The organism is Quadrisphaera sp. DSM 44207 (assembly GCF_900101335.1).
Lineage (GTDB): Bacteria > Actinomycetota > Actinomycetes > Actinomycetales > Quadrisphaeraceae > DSM-44207.
Genome location: NZ_FNKA01000004.1, coordinates 167430 through 194182 on the forward strand (window position 1 = coordinate 167430; position 26753 = coordinate 194182).

The following is a 26753-nucleotide window of genomic DNA, read 5'->3' on the forward strand; positions in this document are numbered from 1 at the left end:
GGCTACGCGTCCGCTTCGCGGTACAGGCCCCTCGGCGCGGCGTCGATGCCCGGGCATGACGACGCCCGCCGCCGAACCGCTCGCGCTGCTCGCCGCCGCCGACCCGCGCACCGCGGCCGGGCTGTGCGAGCTGGCCTGCGACGCGCTCGGCGCGGCCGCGGCGGCGGTGACGTCCTGCGGGCCCGCCGGCGCCGCGGTGCTGGCCGCCGTCGAGCGCCGCGGAGCGGGCCGGCTGCCGGGCCTGCCGCCGGGCTCCTACGCCGACGCGGCGGCCCGCGGGGCCGCGGGGCTGGCCGGGCACGTGCGCGTGCCGCTGCGCGGCCGCGACGGCGAGCCGCTGGGCGCCCTGGACGCCGTCGCCGCCGAGCCGCTCGCCGTCGGGCCCGGCGCGCTGCGCCTGCTCGACCTGGCCGCCGCGGCGCTGGCGCGCGACCTGGAGGTCGACGCGCTGCGCGCGGCCGCAGCGCGCCGGGCGCGGCTGCAGGTCGGCCTGGCCGACCTGCGCCGCCGCAGCGCCGCGGGCGCGCGCGTCGAGGAGGTCCTCGCCGGCGGCGCCCGGCTCGTCGCGGAGGCGCTCGGGGCCGACGGGTGGCAGGTGCTGCAGCTGGTGGGGTGGGCCCCGCAGCGCACCGCCGTCCGCCCGTGGCCCGGCGTGACCGCCCCCGTGCGCCGGGGCCCCGGCGCCTGGAGCAGGGACCTCACCGCCCGGGCGCTCGCCTGCGGCGGGGTCCTGGAGCCCGGCCGCCCCGAGGAGCCCTCGCTCGTCGTCGTGCTGGCCTCCCCGCAGGGGCCGGTGGGCCTGCTCGCGCTGCACCGGGACGCGCCGCGCTCGAGCACCCCCGAGGAGCTGCAGCTGGCGGCGTCCGTCGGGGAGCTGCTCGGGTCCTCGGTCGCGCTGCGCGAGAGCGAGGACGGCCTGGAGCGGCGCGAGGAGCTCAAGCGCCTCCTGCTCGACCTCGCCACCCGGTTCACCAGCCTGGCGCCCGACGACGTGCACCGCTCCATCGACCGCGCCCTCGCGGACGTCGGCGCCCACCTCGGGTGCGCCCTCGTCGCCCTGCACCGCGTGAGCGGGGACGGCGCGGCGGTGCGCCCGACCCACCGCTGGGCCGCTCCCGACGCCGACACCGACGCGCAGGTGCCCGTGGAGGACCCTGAGTGGCTCGAGGCGGTGCTCACCGGGCGGTCGGTGGTGCTGCGCGCGTCCCCGGCGCGCCCGCACCCGCTGCTCGTCGTCCCCCTGCGCGTCGACGGGCGCGCGACCGGTGCCGTGACCCTCGTGCGGGACGCCCTCAGCTCCCCCTGGCAGGAGGACATCCCGGCCCGGCTGCTGCCCCTCGGCGCCGCGCTCGCCGGCGCCACCGCCCGGATGCACGCCGTCAACGCCCTGCACGAGTCCGAGCGGCGCTACCGCGACGTGGTCGACAGCGTCGCGGACATCATCGTGCACGCCGGCCCCGACGGGCAGGTGGCCTTCATCAACCGCGCGTGGACGGAGTTCACCGGGCTCTCCCTGGAGGAGACCGTCGGCGGCGACCCGCTGCGCCGCATCCACCCCGACGACAAGGCCGTCGCCGCGGCCCATCTGCACGCCGCGATCACGGGCACGGACGACGGCAGCGCCCGCGAGGTGCGGATGTACGCCCACGACGGCTCCGTGCGGTGGATGGAGGTCAAGGGCCGCGCCCTGCGCGACGACGAGGGCGCGCTCGCCGGCTTCTCCGGCATCGTCCACGACGTCACGGAGCGCCGCGAGGCCGAGGCGCGGGTGCGCCGCGCCGCGGAGCAGGCGGAGCAGGCCCGCCGGGAGGCCGAGCAGGCCCGCGACGAGGCGGAGCAGGCCCGCGACGAGGCCGAGCGCGCCCGCGACGAGGCCGAGCGCTCGAGCCGGGCCAAGAGCGAGTTCCTCTCCCGGATGTCGCACGAGCTGCGCACGCCCCTGAACGCCATCCTCGGCTTCGGGCAGCTGCTGCAGCTGGCGGACCTGGCCGAGGAGGACGGCGAGAACGTCGACCAGATCCTGCGCGCCGGGCGCCACCTGCTCGACCTCATCAACGAGGTCCTCGACGTCGTGCGGATCGAGTCCGGCGCGCTGACGCTCTCGATCGAGGCCGTCGACGTCGGCGACGTCGTCGCGGAGAGCCTGGACCTCGTGCGCACGGCCGCGGGCGCGCGCGGGATCACCCTGCGCGCCCCCGCGCGCCGCTGCGGCCTGCTCGCCCTCGCCGACCGGCAGCGGCTCAAGCAGGTGCTCATCAACCTGCTCTCCAACACCGTCAAGTACGGCAGGGACGACGGGGAGTCCGTCGTGCGGTGCGAGGTGCTGCCGCCCGACCGGGCCCCGCAGGACCTGGCGGACCCCGGCTTCGGGTGGCTGCGCCTGAGCGTGGCGGACGACGGGCGGGGCATCCCCGCCGACCGGATCAAGGACGTCTTCACGCCCTTCGAGCGCCTGGGCGCGGAGACCACGTCCATCGAGGGCAGCGGGGTCGGCCTGTCGGTCACCCGCACCCTCGTGGAGGCGCTCGGCGGGCGCGTGGACCTGTGCAGCGAGCAGGGCCGGGGCACGACGTTCTGGGTGGACCTGCCCCTGGCGGAGGCGCCGACGTCCTGCCCCGTGCCTGCGGGCGCGGGCGCGGTCGGGGACGCCGCGGGCGCGCCCGGGCCCCGGCGCACCGTCCTGTACGTCGAGGACAACCCCTCCAACGTCATGCTCGTGCGCCGCGTGCTCAGCCGCCGGCCGCACCTGCACCTCGTCGTCGCGCACGACGGCGCCGACGGGCTGGAGGAGGCCGCGCGCTCGGCGCCCGACCTGGTCCTGCTGGACCTGCACCTGCCGTCCGTGCCGGGCCAGGAGGTGCTGGCGGCCCTGCGCGAGCACGCGGACCCGGCGCTGCGCGAGGTGCCCGTGGTCGTGGTCAGCGCCGACGTCAGCGCCGGCACCGAGGCGCGGGTCCTGGCGGCCGGCGCGACGGCGTTCCTGCCCAAGCCCCTCGACGTCCGGCACCTGCTGGAGGTCCTCGACGAGCGGGTCCCGGTCTCGTGAGCGCGCCGACCGCGCGGCCCGGCACCGACCTCGACCCGGCTCTGGGCGACCTGCTCGCCCAGAGCCTGAGCCGGGGCGTGCGCACGCCGCTGCACAGCCTCCTCGGCTTCCTGGAGCTCCTCGCGACGAGCGGCGTGGACGCCGAGCAGCGCCGCCTCGTCGATCAGCTGGTCACCAGCTCCGAGGAGCTGGTGACCAGCGGCGACCGCCTGGTGTGGCTGCTGCGGGTCCTCGGCGGCGCGCCCGCGCCGCCGCCGCAGCCCGTGCGGGTCGCGGACCTGCTCGACGAGCTGGCCGGCCTGACCGGCGCGCCCGTCGTCACGTCCACCGGCCCCGGCGCGCCCCGGGGCCTGACCACCGACGTGCCCGCCCTCTCCCAGCTGCTCAGCGAGCTGCTGGGCAACGCCGTCCTGCACGGCGGCGCCCCCGTCGTCCTCGCGGTGGCGCAGGGCGCCGCGCCGGGGCGGGTGCGCCTCAGCGTCGCGGACGCCGGGCCGGGCCTGCCCGAGCCCGCGCAGCGCGCGCTGCTCGCGGCGCCGGGCCCCCTGAGCGGGGCGACGCCCGTGGGGCTGCTGCTCGTGCGCCGCCTCGCCGACCGCCTCGGCGGGCGCCTGGACGTCGCGAGCAGCCGCGCGGGCACGCGCATCACCGTGGACCTGCCCGTCGACCCGTCCCTCGACCCGCCCGTCGACCCGCCCGTCGACCCGCCGGCGCGCCCGGCCGCGCGCCCGACCGTGCCCGGCGGTGCGGGGGGCGCCCCGCTGCGGGTGCTGCTCGTGGAGGACAACGCCACGAACCGGCTGCTCGCGCAGCGGCAGCTGCAGCGCCTCGGGCACGAGCTGACCGCCGTGGCCACCGGCGAGGAGGGCGTGCGCGCGGCGCTGGCGGGCGGCGCGGACGTCGTCCTCATGGACCTGCACCTGCCCGACGTGGACGGCGCCGAGGCCACCCGCCGGATCCGGGCCGCCGAGGCGGACGCCGGCCCGGGCGTGCGGCGGCTGCCCGTGGTGGCCGTCACCGCCGACGCGACCCCCGCGGCGCGCGAGGCGTGCCTGGCCGCCGGCGTCGACGCGATCGTGCACAAGCCGGTCGACCTGGAGGAGCTCGGCGCCGTCCTGCGCCGCGTGGCCGGGCCGGCCGCCAGCAGCGGCCCGGCAGCGGCCGCGGGCCCCTCGCGGCCCGTCCCGCCGGTCGTGCGCCGCCTCGCCGGCCGCGTGGACGGCGACCCGGACGCCGTCGCGCAGTTCGTCACCACCTACCTGGGGGAGCTGCCGGGGCGGCGGCTGCGGATCCAGGCCTCGCTGCGCCGCGCCGAGCCGCGGGCGGTGCTGGCGGCGGCGGAGTCGCTGCGCGCCTCCAGCGAGACCATGGGCGCGGCCGCCCTGGCCGGCGCGTGCGCCGCGCTGGGCGCCGCCGTGCGCGGGGAGGACCTCGACACCGCTCGCGCCTTCCTGCCGTCGCTGCTGCTGCAGTGCCAGCAGCTGCAGGAGGACCTCGCGCCCTACACCGAGCCCGGTCGCGTCGCCGCCGCGCTCGCCGTCCTCGCCTGAGCCGCGCCTGAGCCGCGCCGTCCTCGCCCGAGAGGGCCGGTGGCGCCGTCGGGGGCGGTCGGTAGCGTCGGGGGGTGCGACTGGCGACCTGGAACGTCAACTCCATCCGCGCCCGCGTCGACCGCGTGGCCGCCTGGCTGCAGCGCAGCGACGTCGACGTCCTCGCGGTGCAGGAGACCAAGTGCCGGGACGACCAGTTCCCGACCGAGCGCTTCGCCGAGCTCGGCTACGAGGTCGCGCACGCGGGCCTGAGCCAGTGGAACGGCGTGGCGGTGCTCTCGCGGGTCGGGCTGGACGACGTCGAGGTCGGCTTCCCGGGCCAGCCGTGCTGGGCGGAGCAGACCGAGGTCGAGGCCCGGGCGCTCGGCGCCACGTGCGGCGGGGTGCGCGTGTGGAGCCTGTACGTGCCCAACGGGCGCGCGCTCGGCGACCCGCACCTGGACTACAAGCTCGACTGGCTCGCCGCCCTGCGCGAGACCGGCGCGCGCTGGCTGGCGCAGGACCCGCAGGCCCCGGTCGCCCTGTGCGGCGACTGGAACGTCGCCCCCACCGACGAGGACGTGTGGGACGTCGCCGTCTTCACCGACTCCACCCACGTCTCCCCCGCCGAGCGCGCCGCGTTCGCCGCCGTGGTCGACGCCGGCTACGCCGACCTCGTGCGCCCGCACGCGCCGGGCCCGGGCGTGTACACGTACTGGGACTACAAGCAGCTGCGCTTCCCGCGCCGCGAGGGCATGCGGATCGACTTCGTGCTCGGCTCGCCCGCCCTGGCCGCCCGCGTCGAGGGCGCGTTCGTCGACCGCGAGGAGCGCAAGGGCAAGGGCGCCAGCGACCACGCGCCGGTCGTCGTCGACCTGCGCTGACCGCCGTGGTCGTGCGCTCCTCGCCGCCCGACGCCTGGGTCGCCACGGACGACGGCGCGCGCCTCGCCGTGCTCGTCGACGAGCCGGAGCCCGCCGCCGGCTCGGCGAGCGCGACGGTCGTGCTCGTGCACGGGTGGACCCTCGCCGCGCGCGTGTGGGACCGCGCGGGAGAGCAGCTGCGCGCCGCGCGCCCCGACGTGCGCGTGGTGCGCTACGACCAGCGCGGGCACGGCGCGTCCCGGGCGCCGGCGACCGCGGGCGCCGAGGCCACCATCGGCCGCCTCGGGCTCGACCTCGCCGCGGTGCTCGACGCGGTGGCGCCGTGCGGCCCGCTGGTGCTGGCCGGGCACTCCATGGGCGGCATGGCGGTGATGGCCCTCGCCGGGCGGGCGCCGGCGCTGCTGGCGGAGCGGGTGGCCGGCGTCCTGCTGTGCAGCACCTCCGCCGGCGGGCTCGCGGCGACGGGCCGGGCGCTGGCGCCGCTCATGGCGGCGCTCGCGGCGCTGCCCGAGGGCGTGCGGGTGCCCCGCGTGCCGGCGGTGCTCAACCGGCGCGCGAACTACGGACCGGGCACGGCCCTGCGGCTGGTCGCGCGGACCAGCCGGGCGCTGGGGCCGGTCTCGGGGCGCACCACGGGCACGTGGTTCGCGGCGCTGATGGCGCACGACGAGAGCCGGGCGCTGCCGGTGCTCGCGGCGAGCGGGGTGCCCGTGCGCATCGTCGTGGGGCAGGCCGACCGCCTCACGCCGCTGCCGCACGCGCGGGCCCTGGCCGACGCCCTGCCGCGGGCCCGGTTCGACGTCGTCCCCGGCGCGGGGCACATGCTGCTGGTGGAGCGGCCCGACGTCGTCGCCGGCGCCCTGGCGCAGCTGCTGCCAGGGCGCCGGGACGGCGCGGGGGCTCGGGGCAGCGGAGGTCAGGGCAGCGGCTGACCGCCGGTGACGCCGAGGCGGTCGCCGGTGATGTAGCTGGACTCCTGGGAGGCGAAGAACACGTACGCCGGAGCGAGCTCGGCGGGCTGGCCGGGGCGGCCCAGCGGGCTCTGGGCGCCGAAGCTCTCCACCTGCTCCTCCGGCATGGTCGCCGGGATCAGCGGGGTCCAGATCGGGCCCGGCGCGACGGTGTTGACGCGGATGCCCTTGGGCGCCAGCTCCTGGGCCAGGCCCTTGGTGAGGTTGACCAGCGCGCCCTTGGTCGAGGCGTAGTCGAGCAGGGACGGCGAGGGCTGGTAGGCCTGCACCGAGGTGGTGATGATGATGCTCGAGCCCGGCTGCAGGTGGCGCACCGCCGCCTTGACCAGCCAGAACGTCGCGAAGACGTTGGTGGTGTAGGTGCGCAGCAGCTGCTCGGTGCTCAGGTCCTCGATGCCCTCGACCGCCATCTGGTAGGCGGCGTTGGAGACCAGGACGTCGAGGCCGCCGAGCTCGGCGACGGTGCGCTCGACGACCTCGGAGCAGAAGGACTCCTCGCGCAGGTCGCCGGGCAGGGTGACGATCTCGCGGCCGGCCTCGCGGACGACGCGGGCGGTCTCCTGCGCGTCCTGCTCCTCCTCGGGCAGGTAGACGATGGCCACGTCGGCGCCCTCGCGGGCGAACGCGAGCGCCACCGCGCGGCCGATGCCGGAGTCGCCGCCGGTGATCAGGGCGCGCCTGCCCTCCAGGCGGCCGCTGCCGCGGTAGGTCTCCTCGCCGTAGTCCGGCGCCGAGCGCATGTCGGACTCCAGGCCGGGGTGGTCGATCTTCTGCGTCTCCAGGTCGTCGGCCTGGGCGTACTGGCTCGTGGGGTCCTGGGGGGTGGTCTGGTCCTGGCTCACGGGGCCTCCTCGGTGCGGGACGGGTCCTCCCGCCGTGCCCGGACCGGCGCGCGATCATGCGCGCCGGAGCCCCGACTCATCGCCCCGTCCCCTCCTGGTCGTGCCCGTCCCGCCCGAGGGCGTGCGGGACGGGCACGACCACGGCGAAGGGGGTGGCCACCCGCGCGGGTGGCCACCCCCTTCGCCGTGGGCGGTCGGGGCCGTCAGGCCGCGGGAGCGGGCTCCTCGGCGCGGCGGACGAGCAGCCCGCTCGCGCCGCCGTCCTCGGCGGTGCGGTCGACGAGGACCGTGTCGCCGTCCCGGACCTCGCCCGAGAGCAGGGCCCAGGCCAGCTGGTCGCCGATCTCGCGCTGGACCAGCCGGCGCAGCGGCCGGGCGCCGTAGGCCGGGTCCCAGCCCTCGAGGGCCAGCCACTCGCGCGCGGCGTCGGTCACCTGCAGCCGCAGGCGCCGCTCGGCCAGGCGCCCGGCCATGCGCGCCACCTGCAGGTCGACGATCCGGCCGAGCTCGCCGGTGCCGAGCGCGTCGAAGACGACGACCTCGTCCAGGCGGTTGAGGAACTCCGGCTTGAAGGTGCGCCGGACGACGTCCATCACCGCGGCCCGCTGGGACTCCTTGTCGAGGGTGAGGTCGACGAGGAACTGCGAGCCGAGGTTGGAGGTCAGGATGAGGATGGTGTTGCGGAAGTCCACCGTCCGCCCCTGCCCGTCGGTCAGGCGCCCGTCGTCGAGCACCTGCAGGAGGACGTCGAAGACCTCCGGGTGCGCCTTCTCCACCTCGTCGAGCAGCACGACGCTGTAGGGGCGGCGCCGCACGGCCTCGGTCAGCTGGCCGCCGGCCTCGTACCCGACGTACCCGGGCGGGGCGCCGACGAGGCGGGCGACGGAGTGCTTCTCCCCGTACTCGCTCATGTCGATGCGGATCATGGCCCGCTCGTCGTCGAAGAGGAAGTCGGCCAGGGCCTTGGCCAGCTCCGTCTTCCCGACGCCGGTGGGGCCGAGGAAGAGGAAGGAGCCGGTGGGCCGGTCGGGGTCGGACACGCCCGCCCGCGAGCGCCGCACGGCGTCGGAGACGGCGCGCACGGCCTCGGCCTGCCCGACCAGGCGCTCGCCGAGCACCTCCTCCATGCGCAGCAGCTTGCCGGTCTCGCCCTCCATCAGCCGCCCGACGGGGATGCCCGTCCAGGCGGAGACGACCTCGGCGATGTCGTCGGGCCCGACCCGCTCGGCGACCATGCGGTCATCGGACGGCGAGGCCTGGGCCTCGGCGGCCTGCGCCTGCTCCAGCTGGCGCTCGAGGTCGGCGATCTCGCCGTACTGGATGCGCGAGGCGGTCTCGTAGTCGGTGTCGCGCACCGCCCGCTCGTAGCGCACGCGGGCGTCGTCCAGGGCCGCCTTCAGCTCGCCGACCCGGTTCAGGCCGGCCTTCTGCTGCTCCCAGCGGGCCATCAGGCCGGCGAGGCGCTCGGTGCGGTCGGCCAGGTCGGCGCGCAGGCGCTGCAGGCGCTCGCGGGAGGCCTCGTCCTCCTCCTGCTCCAGGGCCAGCTCCTCCATGCGCAGCCGGTCGACGCTGCGGCGCAGCTCGTCGATCTCCACGGGCGAGGAGTCGATCTCCATGCGCAGGCGCGAGGCGGCCTCGTCGACGAGGTCGATCGCCTTGTCGGGCAGCTGGCGGCCGCTGATGTAGCGGGACGACAGCGTCGCGGCGGCGACCAGGGCGGCGTCGGTGATCTCCACCTTGTGGTGGGCCTCGTAGCGCTCGTTGAGACCGCGCAGGATCGCGACGGTGTCCTCCACGCTCGGCTCGCCGACGAAGACCTGCTGGAAGCGGCGCTCCAGGGCCGGGTCCTTCTCGATCCGCTCGCGGTACTCGTCCAGCGTGGTCGCGCCGACCAGGCGCAGCTCGCCGCGCGCCAGCATGGGCTTGAGCATGTTGCCCGCGTCGAGCGAGGAGTCCCCGCCCGCACCCGCGCCGACGACGGTGTGCAGCTCGTCGATGAAGGTGATGACCTGGCCCTGCGAGCCGCGGATCTCCTCCAGGACGGCCTTGAGGCGCTCCTCGAACTCGCCGCGGTACTTCGCGCCGGCGACCATCGCGCCCAGGTCGAGGGAGACCAGGCGCTTGCCGCGCAGCGACTCGGGGACGTCGCCGTCCACGATGCGCTGCGCCAGGCCCTCGACGACGGCGGTCTTGCCGACGCCGGGCTCGCCGATGAGGACCGGGTTGTTCTTGGTGCGCCGGGAGAGCACCTGCACGACGCGGCGGATCTCGGCGTCGCGGCCGATCACCGGGTCGATCGCGCCCTCGCGGGCGCGGGCGGTCAGGTCGACGCCGTACTGCTCGAGGGCGTTGAAGGTGCCCTCGGGGTCGGCCGAGGTGACCTTCGCGCCGCCGCGCACGGTCGGCAGGGCCTCGCGCAGCGCCTCCGGGGTCGCGCCGGCGGCGCGCAGCGCCTCGCCGGTCGCGCCCTGGTCGGCGGCCAGGCCGAGGACCAGGTGGTCGGCGGAGACGAACGCGTCGCCCATCGCCTCGGACTCGGTGCGCGCCGTCGTCAGCGCGGTCAGCGCGGGCCGCGACAGCTGCGGGGCCGCCACCGAGGAGCCGGAGGCCGACGGCAGCGCGGCCAGCAGGGCGTCGGCGCGCGGGCGCAGGGCGGCGGGGTCGGCCCCGACGGCCTGCAGCAGGGCGGTGGCGACGCCGCCCTGCTGCAGCAGGGCGGCCAGCAGGTGGGCGGGCTCGACCTGCGGGTGGCCGGCCTGCACGGCGCGGCTCGCGGCGGCGGCCATCGCCTCCTGGCTCTTGGTGGTGAGCTTGAGCTCCACGGGACCTCCGAACGGTGCTGGTTCAGTCTTGAGTCGGGATGACTCAACTGTGGTGTGCAACACCGCAGGGGCGCTCCTCCTTCCCGCCGCGGCGGGCCGGTCGGGATCAGCGGCCGGGGTCAGCGGCCGATGCGCCGGTAGCGCTGCAGGCGCGCCGTCGTCCGCTCGCCCGGCTCGCGCCCGCGCAGCGCGACGAGCTCGGCCTCGAGCACGCGGCCGAGGCGGGCGCAGAACTCCTCCGGCTCGGCCGCGGCGTCGGGGCGCTCCGGCACGACGGCGTCGACCAGGCCGGCCCGCACGAGGTCCACCGACCGCACGCCCTGCTGCGCGGCCATCTGGGGAGCGTGGTCGACGTCGCGGTGCACGATCGCGCTGGCGCCCTCCGGCGGCAGCGGCGAGAGCCAGCCGTGCTGGGCGGCCACGACGCGGTCGGCGGGCAGGAGCGCCAGCGCGGCCCCGCCGGCGCCGGAGCCGAGCAGCACCGCCAGCGTGGGCGCCGGCAGCGTGATGAGCTCGGCGAGGCAGCGGGCGATCTCCCCCGCGAGCCCGCCCTCCTCCGCCTCCACGGACAGCGCCGCGCCGGGGGTGTCGATGACGGTGACCAGCGGCAGGCGCAGCTCGCGCGCGAGGTTCATGCCGCGCCGGGCGGCGCGCAGGGCCGCGGGCCCCAGCCGCGTGCGGGTGGTCTGGCCCACGCGGTCCTGGCCGAGGAGCACGCACGAGGCCCCGCCGAAGCGGGCGAGGGCGAGCAGGAGGCCGGGCTCGGCCTCCCCGGCGCCCGTGCCCTGCAGGGGCAGGACGTCGGCGGCCGCGGAGCGCAGCAGCGCGCGCACGTCGGGGCGCTCGGGATCGCGCGAGCGCTCCACCGACGTCCACGCGGGCACGTCCGGCAGCCCCTGCCCGGACCCGCCGGCGTCCAGCACGTCGCCGGGCCGCGGCGCCGGCGCGGGAACGGGCGGGGCGAGGAGGATCCCGAGGGCCCGGGCGGCGACGTCGCGCACCTGCTCGGGCGGCACGACGGCGTCCACGAGGCCGTGGCGCACGAGGTTCTCCGCCCGCTGCACGCCCTCGGGGAAGGGCTCCCCGTGCAGGGCCTCGTAGACGCGGGGGCCGAGGAAGCCGATCAGCGCCCCCGGCTCGGCGACCGTGACGTGCCCGAGGGAGCCCCAGGAGGCGAAGACGCCGCCGGTGGTGGGGTGGCGCAGGTGGACGAGGTAGGGCAGGCCCGCGGCGCGGTGCGCGGCGACGGCCGCGGAGACCTTGACCATCTGCAGGAAGGCCACGGTGCCCTCCTGCATGCGCGTGCCCCCGGACGCCGGGGCGACGAGCAGCGGCAGGCCCTCCGCCGTCGCCCGCTCCACGGCGCCCACGAGGCGCTCGGCGGCGGCGACGCCGATGGACCCGCCGAGGAAGGCGAACTCCGAGGCGGCGACCGCCACGCGCCGCCCGTGCACGAGCCCCTCGCCCGTGAGCACCGCCTCGTCCGCGCCGGAGCGCTGCGCCGCCCGCTCCAGGGCGGCGCGGTACTCGGGCGAGGCCGGCGGCTGCTGCGGCGGGACGTCCCAGGAGCGCAGCGTGCCCGGGTCGACGACGAGCTCGAGCAGGTCCCGGGCGCCCGCGCTCACCGGCTCACCCACCGGCTCACCGGCTCACCCGCTCACTCGCCGTCCAGCCAGGCGCGCACCGCCGCGCCGTCGGCGTCGAGCACCGGCGGGGCGACGTGCTCGCGGCGCGTGGTCTCCGCGCCGTCCTGGCCGAAGAAGCGCAGCGGCGGGCCCGGCAGGGAGATCCGGCCCAGCGTGGCGTGCTCGACGTCGACGACCAGCCCCTGGCTGAGGGTCTGCTCCCACCCGTAGACCTCCGAGAGGTCGCGCACCCTCCCCGCCGGCACGCCGACCTCGTCGAGGCGGGCGAGGAGGCGCTCGGCGGGCCAGGAGGCGAACGCCTCCTCCACCCGCGCGATCACCTCCTCGCGGTGGGCGACGCGCTCGCCGTTGGTGGCCATGCCCTCGGTGGCGGGGTCGACGTCGAAGGCCGCGCAGAAGCGCTGCCACAGCCCCTCGCTGCCGACGGCGATCTGCACCGACCCGTCGGCGCACCGGAACAGCCCGTAGGGGGCGATGGAGGGGTGGTGGTTGCCCTGCGCCCGCCCGACCTCGCCGGCCACCGTCCAGCGGGTGCCCTGGAAGGCGTGGACGCCGACGATCGCGGCGAGCAGCGACGTCCGCACGAGCTGCCCGCGCCCGGTGCGCTCGCGCTCGAGCAGCGCGGCGAGGACGCCGTAGGCGCCGTACATGCCCGCGAGCAGGTCGCCGATGGGCACGCCGACGCGCTGCGGGTCCTCCGGCGACGGCCCGGTGATCGACATCAGGCCCGCCTCGCCCTGGGCGATCTGGTCGTAGCCCGCGCGCCCGCCCTCGGGCCCGTCGTGGCCGAAGCCGCTGATCGACAGGACGACCAGGCGCGGGTTGAGCGCGAACAGGCGCTCGGCGCCGAAGCCGAGGCGCTCCAGGACGCCGGGGCGGAAGTTCTCCAGCAGCACGTCCGCCCGCTCGAGCAGCCGCGCGAGCACCCCGCGGCCGTCGTCGGACTTCAGGTCCAGGGCGAGGGACTCCTTGTTGCGGTTGCACGAGAGGAAGTACGTCGACTCCCGGCCCGCGCCCTCCGCGTCCGGCTGCACGAACGGCGGGCCCCAGCCGCGGGTGTCGTCACCCGCGCCGGGGGTCTCCACCTTGACCACGCGGGCGCCGAGGTCGCCCAGCATCATCCCGGCGTGCGGGCCGGCGAGGGCGCGGGTGAGGTCGACGACGAGGACGCCGTCCAGGGGGCCCGGCACGGGGATCTCCTTCACAGCAGGACGACGAAGACGAGCCAGAGCAGGACCGGCGCGGCGACGGTGACCAGGGCGCCGTAGGACAGCAGCTGGCGGAAGAAGACGTCTCGGTCGACGCCGCGGGCGTTGGCCAGCACGAGCGCGCCGTTGGTGGAGAACGGGCTGACGTCGACGATGGTCGAGGAGACGGCCAGGGCGGCGATGAAGGTGACGGCGCCGACGCCGGTGCCCTCCTGCAGGAACGGCACGGCGAGCGGGATGATCGAGCCCAGCACGGCGGTGGAGGAGGCGAACGCGGAGACCACCGCGCCGATGAAGCACAGCAGCAGCGCCGCCAGCAGCGGGGACGCCAGGCCCGCGACGCTGTTGCCGACGTAGTCGATCGTGCCCATCTCCTGCAGCACGGCGACGTACGTGCTCACCCCGGTGATGAGGACGATCTCCGGCCAGGTCACCTGCCCCAGGGCGCCCTTCTGGGTGCGCGGGGAGACCAGGGAGAGCACGAGCCCGATGGTGATGGCCACGAACCCGATCTCCAGGTCGAAGACGAGGACCAGGACGGCGAGGGCGAGGATGCCGAGCACCGTCAGCACCTGGTAGGGGCGGCTGTGATCGGCCGCCGGGGTCTGCGCGCGCGCGAAGTTCGCCTCCCGGCGCAGCTCCTCGGTCAGGGCCTCGTCCTCGGCGTCCCCGAACGCCTGCGGGCCGGACTGCCCGGAGACCGCGCTGCCGGTCGGGGCCGCGGGGGAGGCGGGAGACGCGCCGGCCGCGGCGGCCCCGGCGCCGCCGCCCGCCGCGCGGGCGCCCACGAGCCCGGGCGCCCCGGCGCCGTCCCCGGCCCCGGTCGCGGGCGCCGTGCGCTGGCGCATGAGCTTGCGGCCCCCCAGGAGGAGGAAGAGCACCGCGGCCACGAGGGTGTTCACGGCGAGGCTGGCGAGGAACGTGACGGTCTCGTTCAGCGGCAGCCCCGCCTCCTCGACCACGCCGTTGGTGATGGTGCCGTAGATGCTGATCGGCGAGAACCCGCCCGCCTGCGCCCCGTGGATGACCATGAGGCCCATCAGCAGCGGGCTGATGCCGTGCTGCACGGCGAAGCCGAGCGCGATCGGGGCGATGATCGCGACCGCCCCGGGGCTGACCGCCCCGACCGCGGTGAGCACCGCCGCGAGCGCGAACATGATCCACGGGATGGTGGCCACGCGCCCGCGCACCGCCCGCACCGCCAGGGAGACGAGCCAGTCGATGGTGCCGTTGTTCTGGGCGATGGCGAACAGGTACGTGATGCCGACGAGGGTCAGGAACAGGCCCGCGGGGAAGCCGCCGAGGATCCCGTCCGCGTCCAGGCCCGCCACCAGGGTCCCGACGAGGAAGGCGCCGACGAAGGCCAGCACGCCCATGTTGATCGGCAGCACGGTGGCGACGACGAACATCACCACCAGGACGAGGATCGACAGGAGTTCTGGGGACACGGTCTCCTCCTCGAGACGCAGCCGGTGTGCGGTGTGGTGGCGCGGGGTGGCGCGGGTGGCGCGGTGCGGGGTGGCGCCGGTGGCGCGGGTCAGCCGCCGAACGCCAGCGCGGCGTCGTCCGCGCTGCTCCCCGCGGCCGTGGGGTCGGCGGTGGCCCCGGCGGCCCGGTCCGCGCCGGCGTCCGCGGCGTCCTCGGCGAGCGCCGCGGCGGTGCTGTCGCGGCTGACGACGGCGGGGTCGACGCGCAGCACCGCGTAGCCCCCGACCGCCCCGGCGCCGAACCCGGGCGCGAACACCCGCACCGGCCGGTCGATCACCCCGTCGCGCACCGCGTCGGCCACGGCGATCGGGATGCTCGCGGCGGAGACGTTGCCGACCTCGGCGATGTCGAAGTAGAGGGCCTCCGCGGGCAGGCCGGCGGAGGTCGCCAGCTTCGTCACCATCGTCTTGTTGGCCTGGTGGGGGACGACGAGCTCGATGCTGTCGAGCAGGGTGTCCGCGGCGCCGTCCGGGTCGGGCAGGGTCCTCAGCTCCTCGATCATCTGCCGCAGGTAGCGCCCGGCCAGGGAGCGCACCTCCGGCCCGTAGACGGTGATGCTGTTCGCGAACGCCGGGTTGGGCCAGACGATGGAGTTCACCTCGCTGACCGGGCCGCTCGCGTACGTCTGCAGCACCTCGATGTCCGGTGCCGCGCCCTCCGGCGCGGGCCCGACGACGACCGCCGCCGCGCCGTCACCGAAGATCATCCGCGAGGGGCGCACCGTGCCGATCTTGTCGGAGAACTTCTCCCCGCACACGACGAGCACCGGGCGGCGCACCTCCTGCAGCAGCCGCGTCGCCTCCGCCAGCCCGTAGGGGAACCCGGCGCAGGCCGCGACGAGGTCGACCGAGGCGTGCGTCTGGTGCATCCCGAGCTGCCCCGACAGCCACGTGGCGGTGGAGGGCATCAGCCGGGTGCTCGTGCAGGTGCAGAACAGGACGGCGCCGATCTCCTCCGGCTCCCGCCCCGCCACGGCCAGCGCCCGCTGCGCCGCCTCCAGCGCGAGGTCCTCCAGCGGGCGCGCGGTGTAGAGCCGCTGCTCGATCCCGGTCTTGTCCGTGATCTCCTGCGCCGTCATCGGCGACCAGCTGTAGGCGGCGTTGCGGATCAGGTCCACGTTCGTGCACGGCTGCTCGCCCTTGACGACGGCGAGGGCCTCCAGACGCGGCATCACCGCCACGTCGCGGCGCACCTGCACGGCCGGGTAGGGCTGCACCGGGGGCCGCGCCTGCGGTGCCGCGGCCGGCCTCGTGCGCGGCGCCTGCTGCCCGGTGCGCACCCGGCGCAGGAAGTCCAGGACGTCGCGGTCGCGGGGGTGGAACAGGACCACGTGGTCCTCGTCACGCAGGGAGGCGACCTCGACGAGCTCGGTCTGCGAGCGCTCCCACGGGTACTGGTTGTGCAGCACCATCGCCCAGCGGTGCAGCGCCTCCAGCTCGGGCACGTCCTCGGCGCAGTCGACGATCTGCTGGTGGCTGAAGACCGGGTAGTCCGGGTCGTAGGCCCGCAGGCGCCAGGTGCGGTTGCCCGGGTCCGCCACGGCCTCGGCCACCGTCGGCTTGACCGCCGGCAGCTCCGTCGCGTGGTGCCGCTTGTGCCGGTAGAGGTCGAAGAGGACCTCGAAGATGCGGTCCTCCGACTCCGCGCCCGGACCGGGCGGCAGGCTCGGGTACAGGCCCTCGACCGCCGCGATCTTGCGGTCGGCGTCCTGCCACGGCTCCAGCACCGGGAGGAAGACGTCCTCGCGCGAGCGGGGCACGTCTCCCCAGCGCGTGGGCAGCAGGTCGTACATCGTCACGGCGAACCGGTTGGCCCAGAACAGGTGCAGCGCCAGGTCGCGCAGCAGCTCGTAGCGCGTCGCGTAGGAGCCCGCCTCGACGCGGCGCAGGATCTCGGTGCCGCTGGGGGCCTTGGTCTCGAAGTCGCGCCGGACGACGTCGTCGAGCTCCTCCAGGCTCTCGATGCCGGAGAAGTCGAGCTCCGGGGTGTAGCTGGAGGGCAGGACCAGACGCCCTGCGCGGTCCAGGACGAACGAGCGCATCGCACTCCCCTTCCGGCGGCACTGCCAGCGGCACCCGGCCCGCGCGCCGGGACGGCGCGGCGCGGGTCGAGCAGGACGCCGATCCTCGCGCACTCCGCCGCGATGCACACCCGGGGGCGCCGGTCCCGGTGCCCGCCGACCGCGCACCGCCTCGGGGCCTCTCCGCATCGCGGCGTCGCAGCGCGGGCGCGGGCGCTCGGGCGCGGATGCACGGGCGCGGGCGCTCGGGCGCGAATGCACGGGCGCGGGCGCTCGGGCGCGAATGCACGGGCGCGGGCGCTCGGGCGCGAATGCACGGGCGCGGCGTTGCTGCTGGGATGCCGCGCTGCTGCTGGGATGCCGCGCCGGAGGGGCCCGCACGGCCGTGCGCCGCGGCATCCGGAGCGCATCGCCGCGCCCGAGCGGCAACACGGCGCCCGAGCGGCAACACGGCGCCCGAGCGGCAACACGGCGCCCGAGCCGCCGAGCGGCGTCCGACCTGCGCGCAGGAACGGGCGGGTACGGGCGGGTACGGGCGGGCCCGGCCACATGCGGGCAGGTGCGGTCACTGGGCGGTGCTGTGCTCGTCCCGGATGAGCACGGGGTGGCCCCGTGCCCGTTGGACGGGCACTGGGTGGCCCCGTGCTCACGACGGGCGGGGCGATGGGCCCGCGCAGCCGGACCCGCACGGACGAGCTCGGGCGGCCGCGCAGCCGGGCCCGCGCGCCGTCGAGCGCGCGGGCCCGGCGCCGCTCAGTGCGGGTTCGTCGTCTGCGCGGCCGCGCCGTCCATGCGCACCTCGCGGCCGTCCTCGCTCCACAGCGTGTGGAAGACGCCCTCGCGGTCGACGCGGCCGTAGGTGTGGGCACCGAACAGGTCGCGCAGCCCCTGCACCAGCGCCGCCGGCAGGCGGTCGCGGCGCAGCCCGTCGTAGTAGGCCAGGGCGCTGGCGAAGCCGGGCACCGGCACGCCGAGCTGCACCGCGGCGACGACCACGCGCCGCCACGCGTCCTGGGAGCGGCCCACGACGTCGGAGAAGTAGTCGTCGACGAGCAGGGTGGGCAGGTTCGGGTCGCGGTCGTAGGCCTGCTTGATCCGGTCGAGGAACTTCGCGCGGATGATGCAGCCGCCGCGCCAGATGGTAGCCATCGCCCCCTCGTCCACGCCCCAGCCGTAGGTCTGGCTGGCCACCCGGATCTGGTCGAAGCCCTGGGCGTAGGCGACCAGCTTGGAGGCGTACAGCGCCTGGCGGACGTCGTCCACGAAGGCCTGCGCCCGCTCGGGCGTCACGTCCTCCAGCGCCGTCCCGACGGGCCCGGCGAGGACGCCGCGGGCGGGCCCGCGCTGCTCGGCGTGCCCGGACAGCGCGCGGGCGAAGACCGCCTCGGCGATGCCGGAGACGGGCACGCCGAGCTCCAGGGCCGACTGCACCGTCCAGCGGCCGGTGCCCTTCTGCTCGGCCTGGTCGACGACGACGTCCACGAGCGGCTGGCCGGTCTCGGCGTCCACCTGCCGCAGCACGCGGGTGGTGATCTCGATGAGGAAGGAGTCCAGGTCGCCCCGGTTCCACTCCTCGAAGACGTCGGCGAGCTCCGCGGGGCTGAGGCGCAGGCCCTGGCGCAGCAGGTCGTACGCCTCGGCGATGAGCTGCATGTCGGCGTACTCGATGCCGTTGTGCACCATCTTCACGAAGTGCCCGGCGCCGTCGGAGCCGACGTAGGTGCAGCACGGGGTGCCCTCGACGACCGCGGCGATCGACTCGAGGATCGGTCCGAGCGCCTCGTAGGACTCCCTCGACCCGCCCGGCATGATCGACGGCCCGTTCAGGGCGCCCTCCTCGCCGCCGGAGACGCCCGTGCCGACGAAGTGCAGGCCGTGCTCGCGCAGGCGCGCCTCGCGGCGGCGGGTGTCCTCGAAGTGCGCGTTGCCGCCGTCGACGACGATGTCGCCCTCCTCCAGCAGCGGCACGAGCTCGTCGATGACGGCGTCGGTGGGCGCACCCGCCTTGACCATGATCATGACGCGGCGGGGCCGCTTGAGGGAGGCCACGAAGGCCGCGGTGTCGTCGCTGGGCACGAAGTCGCCCTCGGCGCCGAACTGGCTGACCAGGTCGGCGGTGCGGGCGGGCGTGCGGTTGTGGACGGCGACCACGTGGCCGTGCCGGGCGAAGTTGCGGGCGAGGTTGCGGCCCATCACGGCGAGGCCGGTCACGCCGATGTCGGCGCGCGCGTCGGTCGCGGGGCTCGGGTCCTGTGCGCTCATGGCCCGCCATCCTGCCGATGCCGCGCAGGAGGCGCCATCACACCGGGTGCTGCACGGCGACCGGCCCGCCGGGGTGCGTCAGCAGCGGCGCGTGAGATCGGCGGGTGCTGGGTAGGAGCGGGGCACCCCATCCGATCGACGAGGGAGATCCATGAGCGAGAGCAGCGCAGGACAGGGCCCGGGCCAGAGCGACCTCGGCAGGAGCGTCATCAAGACCCGCAAGGTGACGTCCTGGCAGCCCAACTGGTCGGCCTCGGGCAGCGGCCAGCCGGGCACGTACATCTTCCAGCTCATCCTGGACGACGGCGCCTCCGAGGTCGTCCTCTCGGTCACCGAGGGCGACGCGGACAACCTCTTCGACTGGCTGTCCGCCAGCGACGACGTCCACTACGACCTGGAGCGCGAGGTGCTCGTCTTCGGCACCCGCCGGACGGGCTCCAGCGGCTGAGCACTGCTGGTCAGCTCTGACGTCCCCGGCGGGGGCGCCCGTCGCGGGCGCTCCCGCCGGAGACGGACCGATCCTCTCCGGCACCACCGGACGCCAGGTGTCAGCACGACGGCGTGCTCGGGCGCGTCCTGGTGCTGACAGCTGACGGGCGCGTCAATCCAGCTCGGTGCCGGCGACGAGGGCGTTGCGCCCGGCGAGCGCCTGGACCGCCACGGGGGCAGAGGAGACCTGCGCCTCGCCGTCGACGGGCAGCCACGGCCCGCCGGCAACGGCGTACTGCCCGGTGTAGTGAGTGGTCAGGACGACCTCGTACGCACCCGCAGCGGTGTAGGTGTGCGTCAGGCGCAGGTCGGGGTACGCGGCGCCGGGGTCGCTGGTCGGGCCCAGGGTGGCGCCGTCCCCGAAGCTCCAGCTGTAGCGAGCCGGCGTGGCCCGCACCCGCACCGGGAAGCCGACCACGTCGACGTCCAGCTCCACCGGCTCAGCGGTGGCGTAGACGTTGGTCGGCACGTTCAGCAGCGCGTACCCGGTGTCCGGCTGGACCGAGGCGTCGGCCGCCGGGAGGGGCAGGCGGCGGAAGTCGGCCAGGGTGAACCCCGGGAAGGTCGCGACGGCCGCCTCGGCCTCGGCGTAGCAGCCGGCCCCGGTCAGCTCCCACAGCGGCGGTTCGAGCCCGACGGGCGAGCGGTAGGTCCAGTAGCGGAACTCCCCCGGCGGGCAGGACGCGTCGGCGAGACCGCAGGTGATGTCCGGTTCGGGCGCGTCGGAAGCGACGTCGTCGCACATGCGCACGAAGCGAGTCTGGTATTCCGGAGCGGTCGACGCCTGCTGCGGCACCGGCGCCATGCCGGATGGCGCCTTCGACCTTTTGCCCCTTACCTCCACCACTTTTTCGAGCATCTGCGCTCGAGGAGCGTGGTCTACAGGTCCCTGAGCAGCCGTTACTGCGAGAGTGGCGCTCAAGAAAACGGACACCACCGCACCGGACGTAGTCACATCCCGTCCTTGGCTATGCCAAAAGCAAGCCATCGGTCATCTAGCCACTCAACGCCGATGAGGACTTGGTAGGGGCTCTCAGCTGGCACTTCGCCGCGGACGGATCCTGACGGAGCGATCTCTTGGGTCGCTGCAGCTGAGAACGTCAGACTGACAAGGGTCCCGAAATCTTCCATCGGAGCCGCGATCGGCGCCACGACGGAAAGGTCCGCCCCGCGGATCGAGCCGCCGTCGCCATACTGAGACTCGATGATGTCCACGAAGTTCTGGCACTCGGTGCAGTCAGGGGCGGAGGCTACCTCAACCAGCGTCGTGTCACCGGTGCGGTAGCCGTACTCCAAGGCGTCGAACCAGTAGCTGGCGAAGGCGGCCGCACCGGCCTCTGTGCGGTCCCGAGCCTCCGGTGGCAGGACGGGCGGAGTCTCGATCGGCGTCGGCGTCTCGGTCGGTGTCCGTGTCTCCGTCGGCGTCACCACGGCGGGCGCGGCACTGCGTGCGGGCTCGGCCGTCGTCCCGGCGTCCGAGCACCCCGTGATCAGCGCGACAGCGGCGAAGACCCCGACGACCGGTCGCACGCGGAGGACGCTCGCAGCAGGGATGACCGGCACAGTCGGTGACCATAGCCAGGCCGGTGGGACCCACCAAGGATCTCGACCGGGGGTCTGTGGACAGCCGCGCCACCCGGGTGACGCGCTGACCGTCCGCCACGGGCGAGCGTCAACGGATCAGCTGCACCTCGGCAGGACCGCCCACCCGCTCCCACGCCGAGTCAGCCGTGAGCACGGACGAGGACAGGGTGTCTGCGAGCGCGAGGCAGCACCGATCACCCAGCGAGAGTCCTGGTAGCCGGTAGCGCACCGAGGCGCGAGCGTGCTCCAGCGTCAGCGGCACGACGTCCACCAGCGCCAGGTACCCCTCCGGGTCCTTTCCCCGGCGCGCTGCGACGTCGAGCACCTCGCACCAGTTGACGCTGGACATGAGCGGTCGCCGCAGGAGAGCAGCTTCCACCGCATCGGCTCCCGGCTCCTCGTGGAAGTGGGCGAGGAGGGCAGAGCTGTCGAGGACGACGCTGTCCTCGCTCACCCCTCGGATCCCGTGCCGGCGGAAGGGTCGAGGGGCGGACCCGCCAGCTCGTCCTCGCGAGCTGCCTCCTCGCGTCGCCGGGCGATCAGCTCGTCGACGGCTCCGGGCTCGCCCCCGCTGCCGCGCAGCTCGGCGATCAGGGCCCGCCGCGAGACGAGCCTGGCGCCGCCCCGGTCGTCGAGGGTGAAGACGACGTCCTCGCCAGGAGCCAGGCGCAGCGCAGCTCGGACGTCAGGGGGGACGGTGAGGCGCCAACGCCCGTCGACCTGTGCGTGCGACACGCGCCCAGCATGACGACTCGCCCTCAGAACCGCAAGTGAGGGCGACCCGTGCGCTGTGCCCTCAGGCCTGCGGGCGCCAGATGACGAGCGAGCCCCCGGCGCCGAACGCCGACCCGCCCGAGCGGCCCGGACGGCGGCCGCGCTCGACCGCGACGACGTCCCCGGACGGGCCGGCGGCGAAGACCCGCCGGGTGCGCTGCAGCGCGGCCAGGGCGTCGGAGAGCTCCTCGGACAGGTCGCGCACCTGCGCGCGCAGCCGGTCCGTCTCGGCCTCCAGCTCGAGGATGCGCTTGATGCCCGCGAGGTTGACGCCGTCCTCCTGCGAGAGGCGCTGGACCTCCCGCAGCAGGACGACGTCGCGCGGGGAGTAGCGGCGGCCGCGCCCGACGGCGCGCGAGGGGGAGACGAGCCCGAGCCGGTCGTACTGGCGCAGCGTCTGCGGGTGCATGCCGGCCAGCTGCGCCGCCACGGAGATGACGAAGACCGGCGCGTCGGCGGCGACGCCGCCCGCCTGCGCGTGCGCGCGCTCCCCGACGTCGCCCCGGCGCGGGGTCCCGTCGGAGGCGCTCATCGCGCGCCTCCTCCCGGGGCGCCCGCGCGGGCGCGGGCGAGCAGCTCGGCGCGCGGGTCGCCGTCCGCGGTGGCGTCGCGGAACGCCTCCACGGCCTTGCGCGCGTCGGGGTCCAGCCGCTGGGGGACGACGACCTGCGTGGTGACCAGCAGGTCCCCGGTGCGCCCGCCGGCGCTGACGCCGCGCCCGCGCACGCGCAGGGTGCGCCCGGACGGCGTGCCCGGGGCGATGCGCAGGCGCACCGTCGAGCCGTCGAGGGTCGGCACGTCGACGTCCGCGCCGAGGGCCGCCTCGGGGAAGGTGACCGGCAGGACGACCTTGAGGTCGTCGCCCTCGCGCGTGAACACCGGGTGCGGCTGCACGCGCACGGCGACGAGCAGGTCGCCGGGCTCGCCGCCGCGCGGGGAGGGGCGGCCCTGGCCGCGCAGGCGCACCTTCTGCCCGTCGCGCACGCCGGCCGGGATGCGGGCGGTGACCGTGCGGCCCTCCACGCGCAGCGTCACGGTCGTGCCCGTGACGGCGTCGGCGAAGGGCAGGGGCGCCTCGGCCTCGAGGTCCGCGCCGCGGGTCGGCACCCGGAAGCCCGTCGCGGTGCCCCCGGCCGGCCCGCCCACCCCGGCGCCGGCGCCGGAGAACAGGCCGCCGAGCAGGTCCTCGAAACCCGGCGGCACGCCGCCGGGGCCGCCCGCCGTCTCGTAGCGCACGCGGGGGCCGCCCGCCCCGGCGCCGAACAGGCCGCCGAGCAGGTCCTCGAACCCGTCGGCCCCGTGCCCGGGACCGGCGGCGGTGAACCGCGCCCGGCCGCCGGCCATGGCGCGCACGGCGTCGTACTGCTGGCGCTGCTCGGGGTCGGAGAGGACCGCGTAGGCCTCCCCGACCTCCTTGAAGCGCGCCTCGGCGCTCGCGTCGCCGGGGTTGGCGTCGGGGTGCAGGGTGCGGGCCAGCTTGCGGTAGGCCTTCTTCACCTCGTCGGCCGACGCGTCCTTGCTCACGCCCAGCACGGCGTAGAAGTCCTTCTCCAGCCAGTCCTGACCTGTCACGACGCCTCCTTCCTCGTCCTCAGGATCGCTCCTGCGCGCACTCTCCCGGCAGAGTGCGGCATCAGGGACCCCCCAGGGCGCACCTTCCGTGGAAGGTGCGCCCTGGGGGGCGCGGGTACCGCACCTTCCGGGGAAGGTGCGGTACCCGGGTGGTGCGGGCGGCTCAGGCGGGGCCGGTGACGGCGACCCGCGCGGGCCGCAGCACCCTCTCCCCCACCCGGTAGCCCGGCTGCAGCACGGTCGTCACGGTCGTCGACGTCGCCGCCTCGTCCGTGCCGTGCATGAGGGCCTCGTGGACGGCGGGGTCGAACTCCTCGCCCGCCTCGCCGTAGCGGGCCAGGCCGAAGCGCCCGAGGACCGCCTCGAGCTTGTCGGCGATGGCCGCGAACGGGCCGCCCTGGAGGTCGCCGTGCTGGCGGGCCAGGTGGACGTCGTCCAGCACCGGCAGCAGGGCCTCCAGGACGCCGGACGTCGCCGACTCGCGGGCGACGTCGCGGTCGCGGTCCACGCGCCGCCGGTAGTTGACGTACTCCGCCTGCAGCCGCTGCAGGTCGCCCAGGCGCTCCTCGGCGATCTGCAGGGCCGCGGACAGCTCGGCGGTGACGTCCCCCTCCGCCTCGGCCTCGACCTCGTCGAACCCGCCGGCGCCCGCGGCCTCCGCCGCCGGAGCCGACGAGGCCGAGGGAGCCGACGGGGCAGACGGGGCCGAGGAGCTGGGGGCGGTGCGGACCTGGCCGGTCTCGGGGTCCAGCCGCCGCCGGTCCCGGACGACGGGGGCGCCGGGGCCCTCGCCGTCCGGGCCGGGGACGGCCTGCGCGTCGGTCTGGCTCACCGGCGCTCGTCCTCGTCCACGACCTCGGCGTCCACGACGTCGTCCTGGCCGGTGGCCGACCCGGTCGCGCCGGTGCCGCCGGCCGCGCCGGCCGGCGCGCCGGTGGTGGCGCCGTCGGCGGAGGCCTCGGACTGCTGCGCGTACAGCGCGGAGCCGAGCTCCTGGCTGGCGGTCGCCAGCGCCTCCTGCTTGGCCTTGACGGCCTCGACGTCGTCGCCCTCGAGCGCGGTGCGCAGCTCGGAGATCGCCGTGCGGACGCGGGTCACGCCGTCCTCGGGCAGCTTGTCGGTGTTGTCCGCGACGAACTTCTCGGTCGAGTAGACGAGCTGCTCGGCGGAGTTGCGGGTCTCGGCCTCCTCACGGCGGCGGCGGTCCTCCTCGGCGTGCGCCTCGGCGTCCTTGACCATCCGCTCGATGTCCTCCTTCGACAGCGCGCTGCCGCCGGAGATGGTCATCGACTGCTCCTTGCCGGTGCCGCGGTCCTTGGCGGAGACGTGCACGATGCCGTTGGCGTCGATGTCGAACGTGACCTCGATCTGCGGCACGCCGCGCGGGGCGGGCGCGATGCCGGTCAGGTCGAAGGTGCCCAGCGGCTTGTTGTCGCGCACCAGCTGCCGCTCGCCCTGGTAGACCTGGATGAGCACGCTGGGCTGGTTGTCGTCGGCAGTGGTGAAGACCTCCGAGCGCTTGGTCGGGATCGCGGTGTTCCGCTCGATCAGCTTGGTCATGATCCCGCCCTTGGTCTCGATGCCGAGGGACAGCGGGGTCACGTCGATGAGCAGGACGTCCTTGCGCTCGCCCTTGAGGACGCCGGCCTGCAGGGCGGCGCCGACGGCGACGACCTCGTCCGGGTTCACGCCGCGGTTGGGCTCCTTGCCGCCGGTCAGCTCGCGCACGACCTCGGCGACGGCGGGCATGCGGGTGGAGCCGCCGACCAGGACGACGTGGTCGATGTCGCCGAGCTTGACGTCGGCGTCCTTGATGACCTGGTGGAACGGCGCCTTGGTGCGCTCGAGCAGGTCGCGGGTCATGTCCTCGAACTGGGCCCGGGTGAGCTTCTCGTCCAGGTGGACGGGGCCGTTCTCGGTCATCGACAGGTACTGCAGGCTGATCGAGGTGCTCGTCGCGCTGGAGAGCTCCTTCTTGGCCTGCTCGGCGGCCTCGCGCAGCCGCTGCATGGCGATCTTGTCCTTGGACAGGTCGACGCCCGCGGTGTTCTTCACCCGGCCGACCAGCCAGTCGACGATCTTCGCGTCCCAGTCGTCGCCGCCGAGGTGGTTGTCACCGGACGTGGCGCGCACCTGGATGGTGGAGAAGCCGTCCTCCGGGTCCTTGCCGACCTCGAGGAGGGAGACGTCGAAGGTGCCGCCGCCGAGGTCGAAGACGAGGATGAGCTCGTCCTCCTTGCCCTTGTCCAGGCCGTAGGCCAGGGCCGCCGCGGTCGGCTCGTTGATGATGCGCAGGACGTTCAGGCCGGCGATCTCCCCGGCCTCCTTCGTCGCCTGGCGCTGGGCGTCGTTGAAGTACGCCGGCACGGTGACCACGGCGTCGGTGACCGGCTCGCCCAGGTAGGTCTCGGCGTCCCGCTTGAGCTTCTGCAGGATGCGCGCGGAGATCTCCTGCGGCGTGTACCTCTTGTCGTCGATCGTGACGTTCCAGTCGCTGCCCATGTGGCGCTTGACGGACGTGATCGTGCGCTCGACGTTGGTGACGGCCTGGCGCTTGGCGATCTCGCCGACCAGCGGCTCACCGGACTTCGCGAACGCGACGACGGACGGCGTGGTGCGACCGCCCTCGGCGTTGGCGATGACGGTGGGCTCGCCGCCCTCCAGGACGGCGACGACGGAGTTGGTCGTGCCCAGGTCGATGCCGACCGCTCGAGCCATGGTGGTTCCTCGCTCCCTGTGTGAGTCTCTGCCGCTCAAGTGTGCTCCGGGCCCGGGGAGTGTCAAACCCGGACGCGGAGGACTTGAGTCTGCCGTGCTCAACCTGCGGGGTGCGGCGGATGTTCCCGGGCGGTCAGCGAGGGCTCACGCGGACGCCGCGCGGCGCAGCGGCCCCAGCCCCGCCAGCGCCGCGCGCGGCACGTGCACGCGCGGGCACCGGCCGTGGGGGTGCCGCTGCAGGCGGGCGCGGCCGCCGAGCGCGGCGAGCAGGGCGTCGGCGGCCGGCTGCGTCAGCCCCGGGCGCACCTGCAGCTCGCTGCGGCCCAGCAGGTGCAGGGCGCCGGCGAAGTGCTCCACCAGCGCCGACCCGACGCCGCACCGCTGCCACGCGTCCTGCACGAGCACCTCCACGGCGCCGGCGATCGGGTCCTCCTCCCCGGTGCACACCGCCGGGCGCAGGGCGCCCAGGGCCACCAGCTCGCCGGGCGCCCGCTCGACGACGACGCCGCCGGGCCGGCGCAGCCACGCCTCCTGCTGCACGAGCGGCAGCACGGCGCCGCCGCGCCCGGACCAGCCCAGCCGGGTGCCCGGCGTGCAGCGGGCGAGCAGGCGGGCCAGCTGCGGCAGGTCCGCGGGGCGGGCACCGCGCACGACCAGCCGGGTGCCGCGGGCGGTCAGCGGCCAGGGCCGGGCGATCAGGGCGCGCGGGTCGCCGCCGAGCTCCAGCGGCGGCACGAGCGGCGCGTCCTGCGGCGCGGAGGGCGCCTGGCGCGGCACGCGCGGGGACGGGGACGCGGCCGGGGCCAGGGCCGGGGCCGGTGCCGGCGCGGGGAGGGTCGAGGTGCTCACCGGCGCAGCGTGCGACGCGGAACGTCACCGCGTGTTGCCCGTTCGTGTC

At 75.9% G+C, this 26753-nt stretch carries 21 protein-coding genes; 5 read left to right on the forward strand and 16 right to left on the reverse strand.

Translation table 11 applies throughout. From position 1 onward, the window contains the following. The first annotated feature begins 55 nt into the window (after window positions 1–55). The 4 genes from BLS82_RS14780 to BLS82_RS14795 all read left to right on the forward strand — a co-directional run bounded on the left by BLS82_RS14780 (window position 56) and on the right by BLS82_RS14795 (window position 6391). Window positions 56–3046, forward strand: a complete 2991-nt coding sequence (locus BLS82_RS14780; protein ID WP_092867387.1) for an ATP-binding protein — start codon at window positions 56–58, stop codon at window positions 3044–3046. Continuing rightward, entirely contained in the window at window positions 3043–4596 is a 1554-nt protein-coding gene (locus tag BLS82_RS14785) for a response regulator (protein WP_092867389.1), read from the forward strand. The genes BLS82_RS14780 and BLS82_RS14785 overlap by 4 nt, the downstream gene beginning before the upstream one ends. A 74-nt stretch (window positions 4597–4670) precedes the next feature. After that, entirely contained in the window at window positions 4671–5459 is a 789-nt protein-coding gene (locus tag BLS82_RS14790) for an exodeoxyribonuclease III (RefSeq protein ID WP_092867391.1), read from the forward strand. Between the two features lie 5 nt (window positions 5460–5464). After that, window positions 5465–6391 (forward strand): alpha/beta fold hydrolase, encoded by a 927-nt coding sequence (locus BLS82_RS14795; protein WP_176819133.1) that lies wholly within the window; start codon window positions 5465–5467, stop codon window positions 6389–6391. Here BLS82_RS14795 and BLS82_RS14800 read toward each other — a convergent pair. From BLS82_RS14800 to gndA, 7 genes are all read right to left on the reverse strand, one after another. Then, the gene (locus tag BLS82_RS14800) at window positions 6376–7272 is read right to left on the reverse strand and encodes an SDR family oxidoreductase (protein ID WP_255378375.1); all 897 of its coding nucleotides are present in this window, start codon (window positions 7270–7272) and stop codon (window positions 6376–6378) included. The genes BLS82_RS14795 and BLS82_RS14800 overlap by 16 nt on opposite strands. 203 nt (window positions 7273–7475) lie before the next feature. Continuing rightward, on the reverse strand, window positions 7476–10094 hold the full coding sequence (gene clpB / locus BLS82_RS14805; RefSeq protein ID WP_092867395.1) for an ATP-dependent chaperone ClpB: 2619 nt from the start codon (window positions 10092–10094) through the stop codon (window positions 7476–7478). A gap of 119 nt (window positions 10095–10213) precedes the next feature. After that, window positions 10214–11719, reverse strand: coding sequence for a carboxyl transferase domain-containing protein (locus BLS82_RS14810; protein WP_092867532.1), 1506 nt, complete (start codon window positions 11717–11719; stop codon window positions 10214–10216). A 32-nt stretch (window positions 11720–11751) separates the two neighbouring features. Further along, window positions 11752–12930: a CaiB/BaiF CoA transferase family protein gene (locus BLS82_RS14815; RefSeq protein WP_092867397.1), complete on the reverse strand. Its 1179-nt coding sequence runs from the start codon at window positions 12928–12930 to the stop codon at window positions 11752–11754. 11 nt (window positions 12931–12941) lie between these two features. Beyond that, the gene (locus BLS82_RS14820) at window positions 12942–14396 is read right to left on the reverse strand and encodes an SLC13 family permease (RefSeq protein ID WP_092867399.1); all 1455 of its coding nucleotides are present in this window, start codon (window positions 14394–14396) and stop codon (window positions 12942–12944) included. 89 nt (window positions 14397–14485) lie between these two features. Beyond that, window positions 14486–16477 (reverse strand): 3-oxoacyl-[acyl-carrier-protein] synthase III C-terminal domain-containing protein, encoded by a 1992-nt coding sequence (locus tag BLS82_RS14825; protein ID WP_092867401.1) that lies wholly within the window; start codon window positions 16475–16477, stop codon window positions 14486–14488. 732 nt (window positions 16478–17209) lie between these two features. Continuing rightward, window positions 17210–18718 carry an NADP-dependent phosphogluconate dehydrogenase gene (gene gndA / locus BLS82_RS14830; RefSeq protein ID WP_092867403.1) on the reverse strand — a complete coding sequence of 503 codons (1509 nt, stop codon included), beginning with the start codon at window positions 18716–18718 and terminating at the stop codon, window positions 17210–17212. 151 nt (window positions 18719–18869) lie between these two features. On the opposite strand from gndA, the gene BLS82_RS14835 reads away from it, so the two are divergent. Further along, a complete protein-coding gene (locus BLS82_RS14835) occupies window positions 18870–19166 on the forward strand; it encodes a hypothetical protein (protein WP_092867405.1) in 297 nt (98 codons plus the stop codon). Window positions 19167–19319: 153 nt separating this feature from the next. Here the strand turns inward: BLS82_RS14835 and BLS82_RS14840 are convergent, their stop codons facing one another. The 9 genes from BLS82_RS14840 to BLS82_RS14880 all read right to left on the reverse strand — a co-directional run bounded on the left by BLS82_RS14840 (window position 19320) and on the right by BLS82_RS14880 (window position 26704). Next, window positions 19320–19952, reverse strand: coding sequence for a PKD domain-containing protein (locus tag BLS82_RS14840; protein WP_255378388.1), 633 nt, complete (start codon window positions 19950–19952; stop codon window positions 19320–19322). A gap of 206 nt (window positions 19953–20158) precedes the next feature. Then, window positions 20159–20737 carry a DUF6318 family protein gene (locus BLS82_RS14845; RefSeq protein ID WP_143028878.1) on the reverse strand — a complete coding sequence of 193 codons (579 nt, stop codon included), beginning with the start codon at window positions 20735–20737 and terminating at the stop codon, window positions 20159–20161. A 142-nt stretch (window positions 20738–20879) separates the two neighbouring features. Continuing rightward, a complete protein-coding gene (locus BLS82_RS14850) occupies window positions 20880–21245 on the reverse strand; it encodes a type II toxin-antitoxin system VapC family toxin (protein ID WP_092867411.1) in 366 nt (121 codons plus the stop codon). After that, on the reverse strand, window positions 21242–21526 hold the full coding sequence (locus BLS82_RS14855) for an AbrB/MazE/SpoVT family DNA-binding domain-containing protein (protein ID WP_092867413.1): 285 nt from the start codon (window positions 21524–21526) through the stop codon (window positions 21242–21244). The genes BLS82_RS14850 and BLS82_RS14855 overlap by 4 nt, the downstream gene beginning before the upstream one ends. Window positions 21527–21587: 61 nt before the next feature. Continuing rightward, complete coding sequence (locus BLS82_RS14860) at window positions 21588–22097, reverse strand: heat shock protein transcriptional repressor HspR (RefSeq protein ID WP_092867415.1); 510 nt, start codon at window positions 22095–22097, stop codon at window positions 21588–21590. After that, a complete protein-coding gene (locus BLS82_RS14865; protein WP_092867417.1) occupies window positions 22094–23137 on the reverse strand; it encodes a DnaJ C-terminal domain-containing protein in 1044 nt (347 codons plus the stop codon). The genes BLS82_RS14860 and BLS82_RS14865 overlap by 4 nt, the downstream gene beginning before the upstream one ends. Window positions 23138–23300: 163 nt before the next feature. Next, window positions 23301–23969, reverse strand: a complete 669-nt coding sequence (grpE, locus tag BLS82_RS14870; protein ID WP_092867419.1) for a nucleotide exchange factor GrpE — start codon at window positions 23967–23969, stop codon at window positions 23301–23303. After that, the gene (dnaK, locus tag BLS82_RS14875) at window positions 23966–25855 is read right to left on the reverse strand and encodes a molecular chaperone DnaK (protein WP_092867421.1); all 1890 of its coding nucleotides are present in this window, start codon (window positions 25853–25855) and stop codon (window positions 23966–23968) included. Before dnaK ends, grpE begins: the two co-directional genes overlap by 4 nt. Before the next feature lie 144 nt (window positions 25856–25999). Next, on the reverse strand, window positions 26000–26704 hold the full coding sequence (locus tag BLS82_RS14880; RefSeq protein ID WP_092867423.1) for a GNAT family N-acetyltransferase: 705 nt from the start codon (window positions 26702–26704) through the stop codon (window positions 26000–26002). Window positions 26705–26753 lie beyond the last annotated feature (49 nt).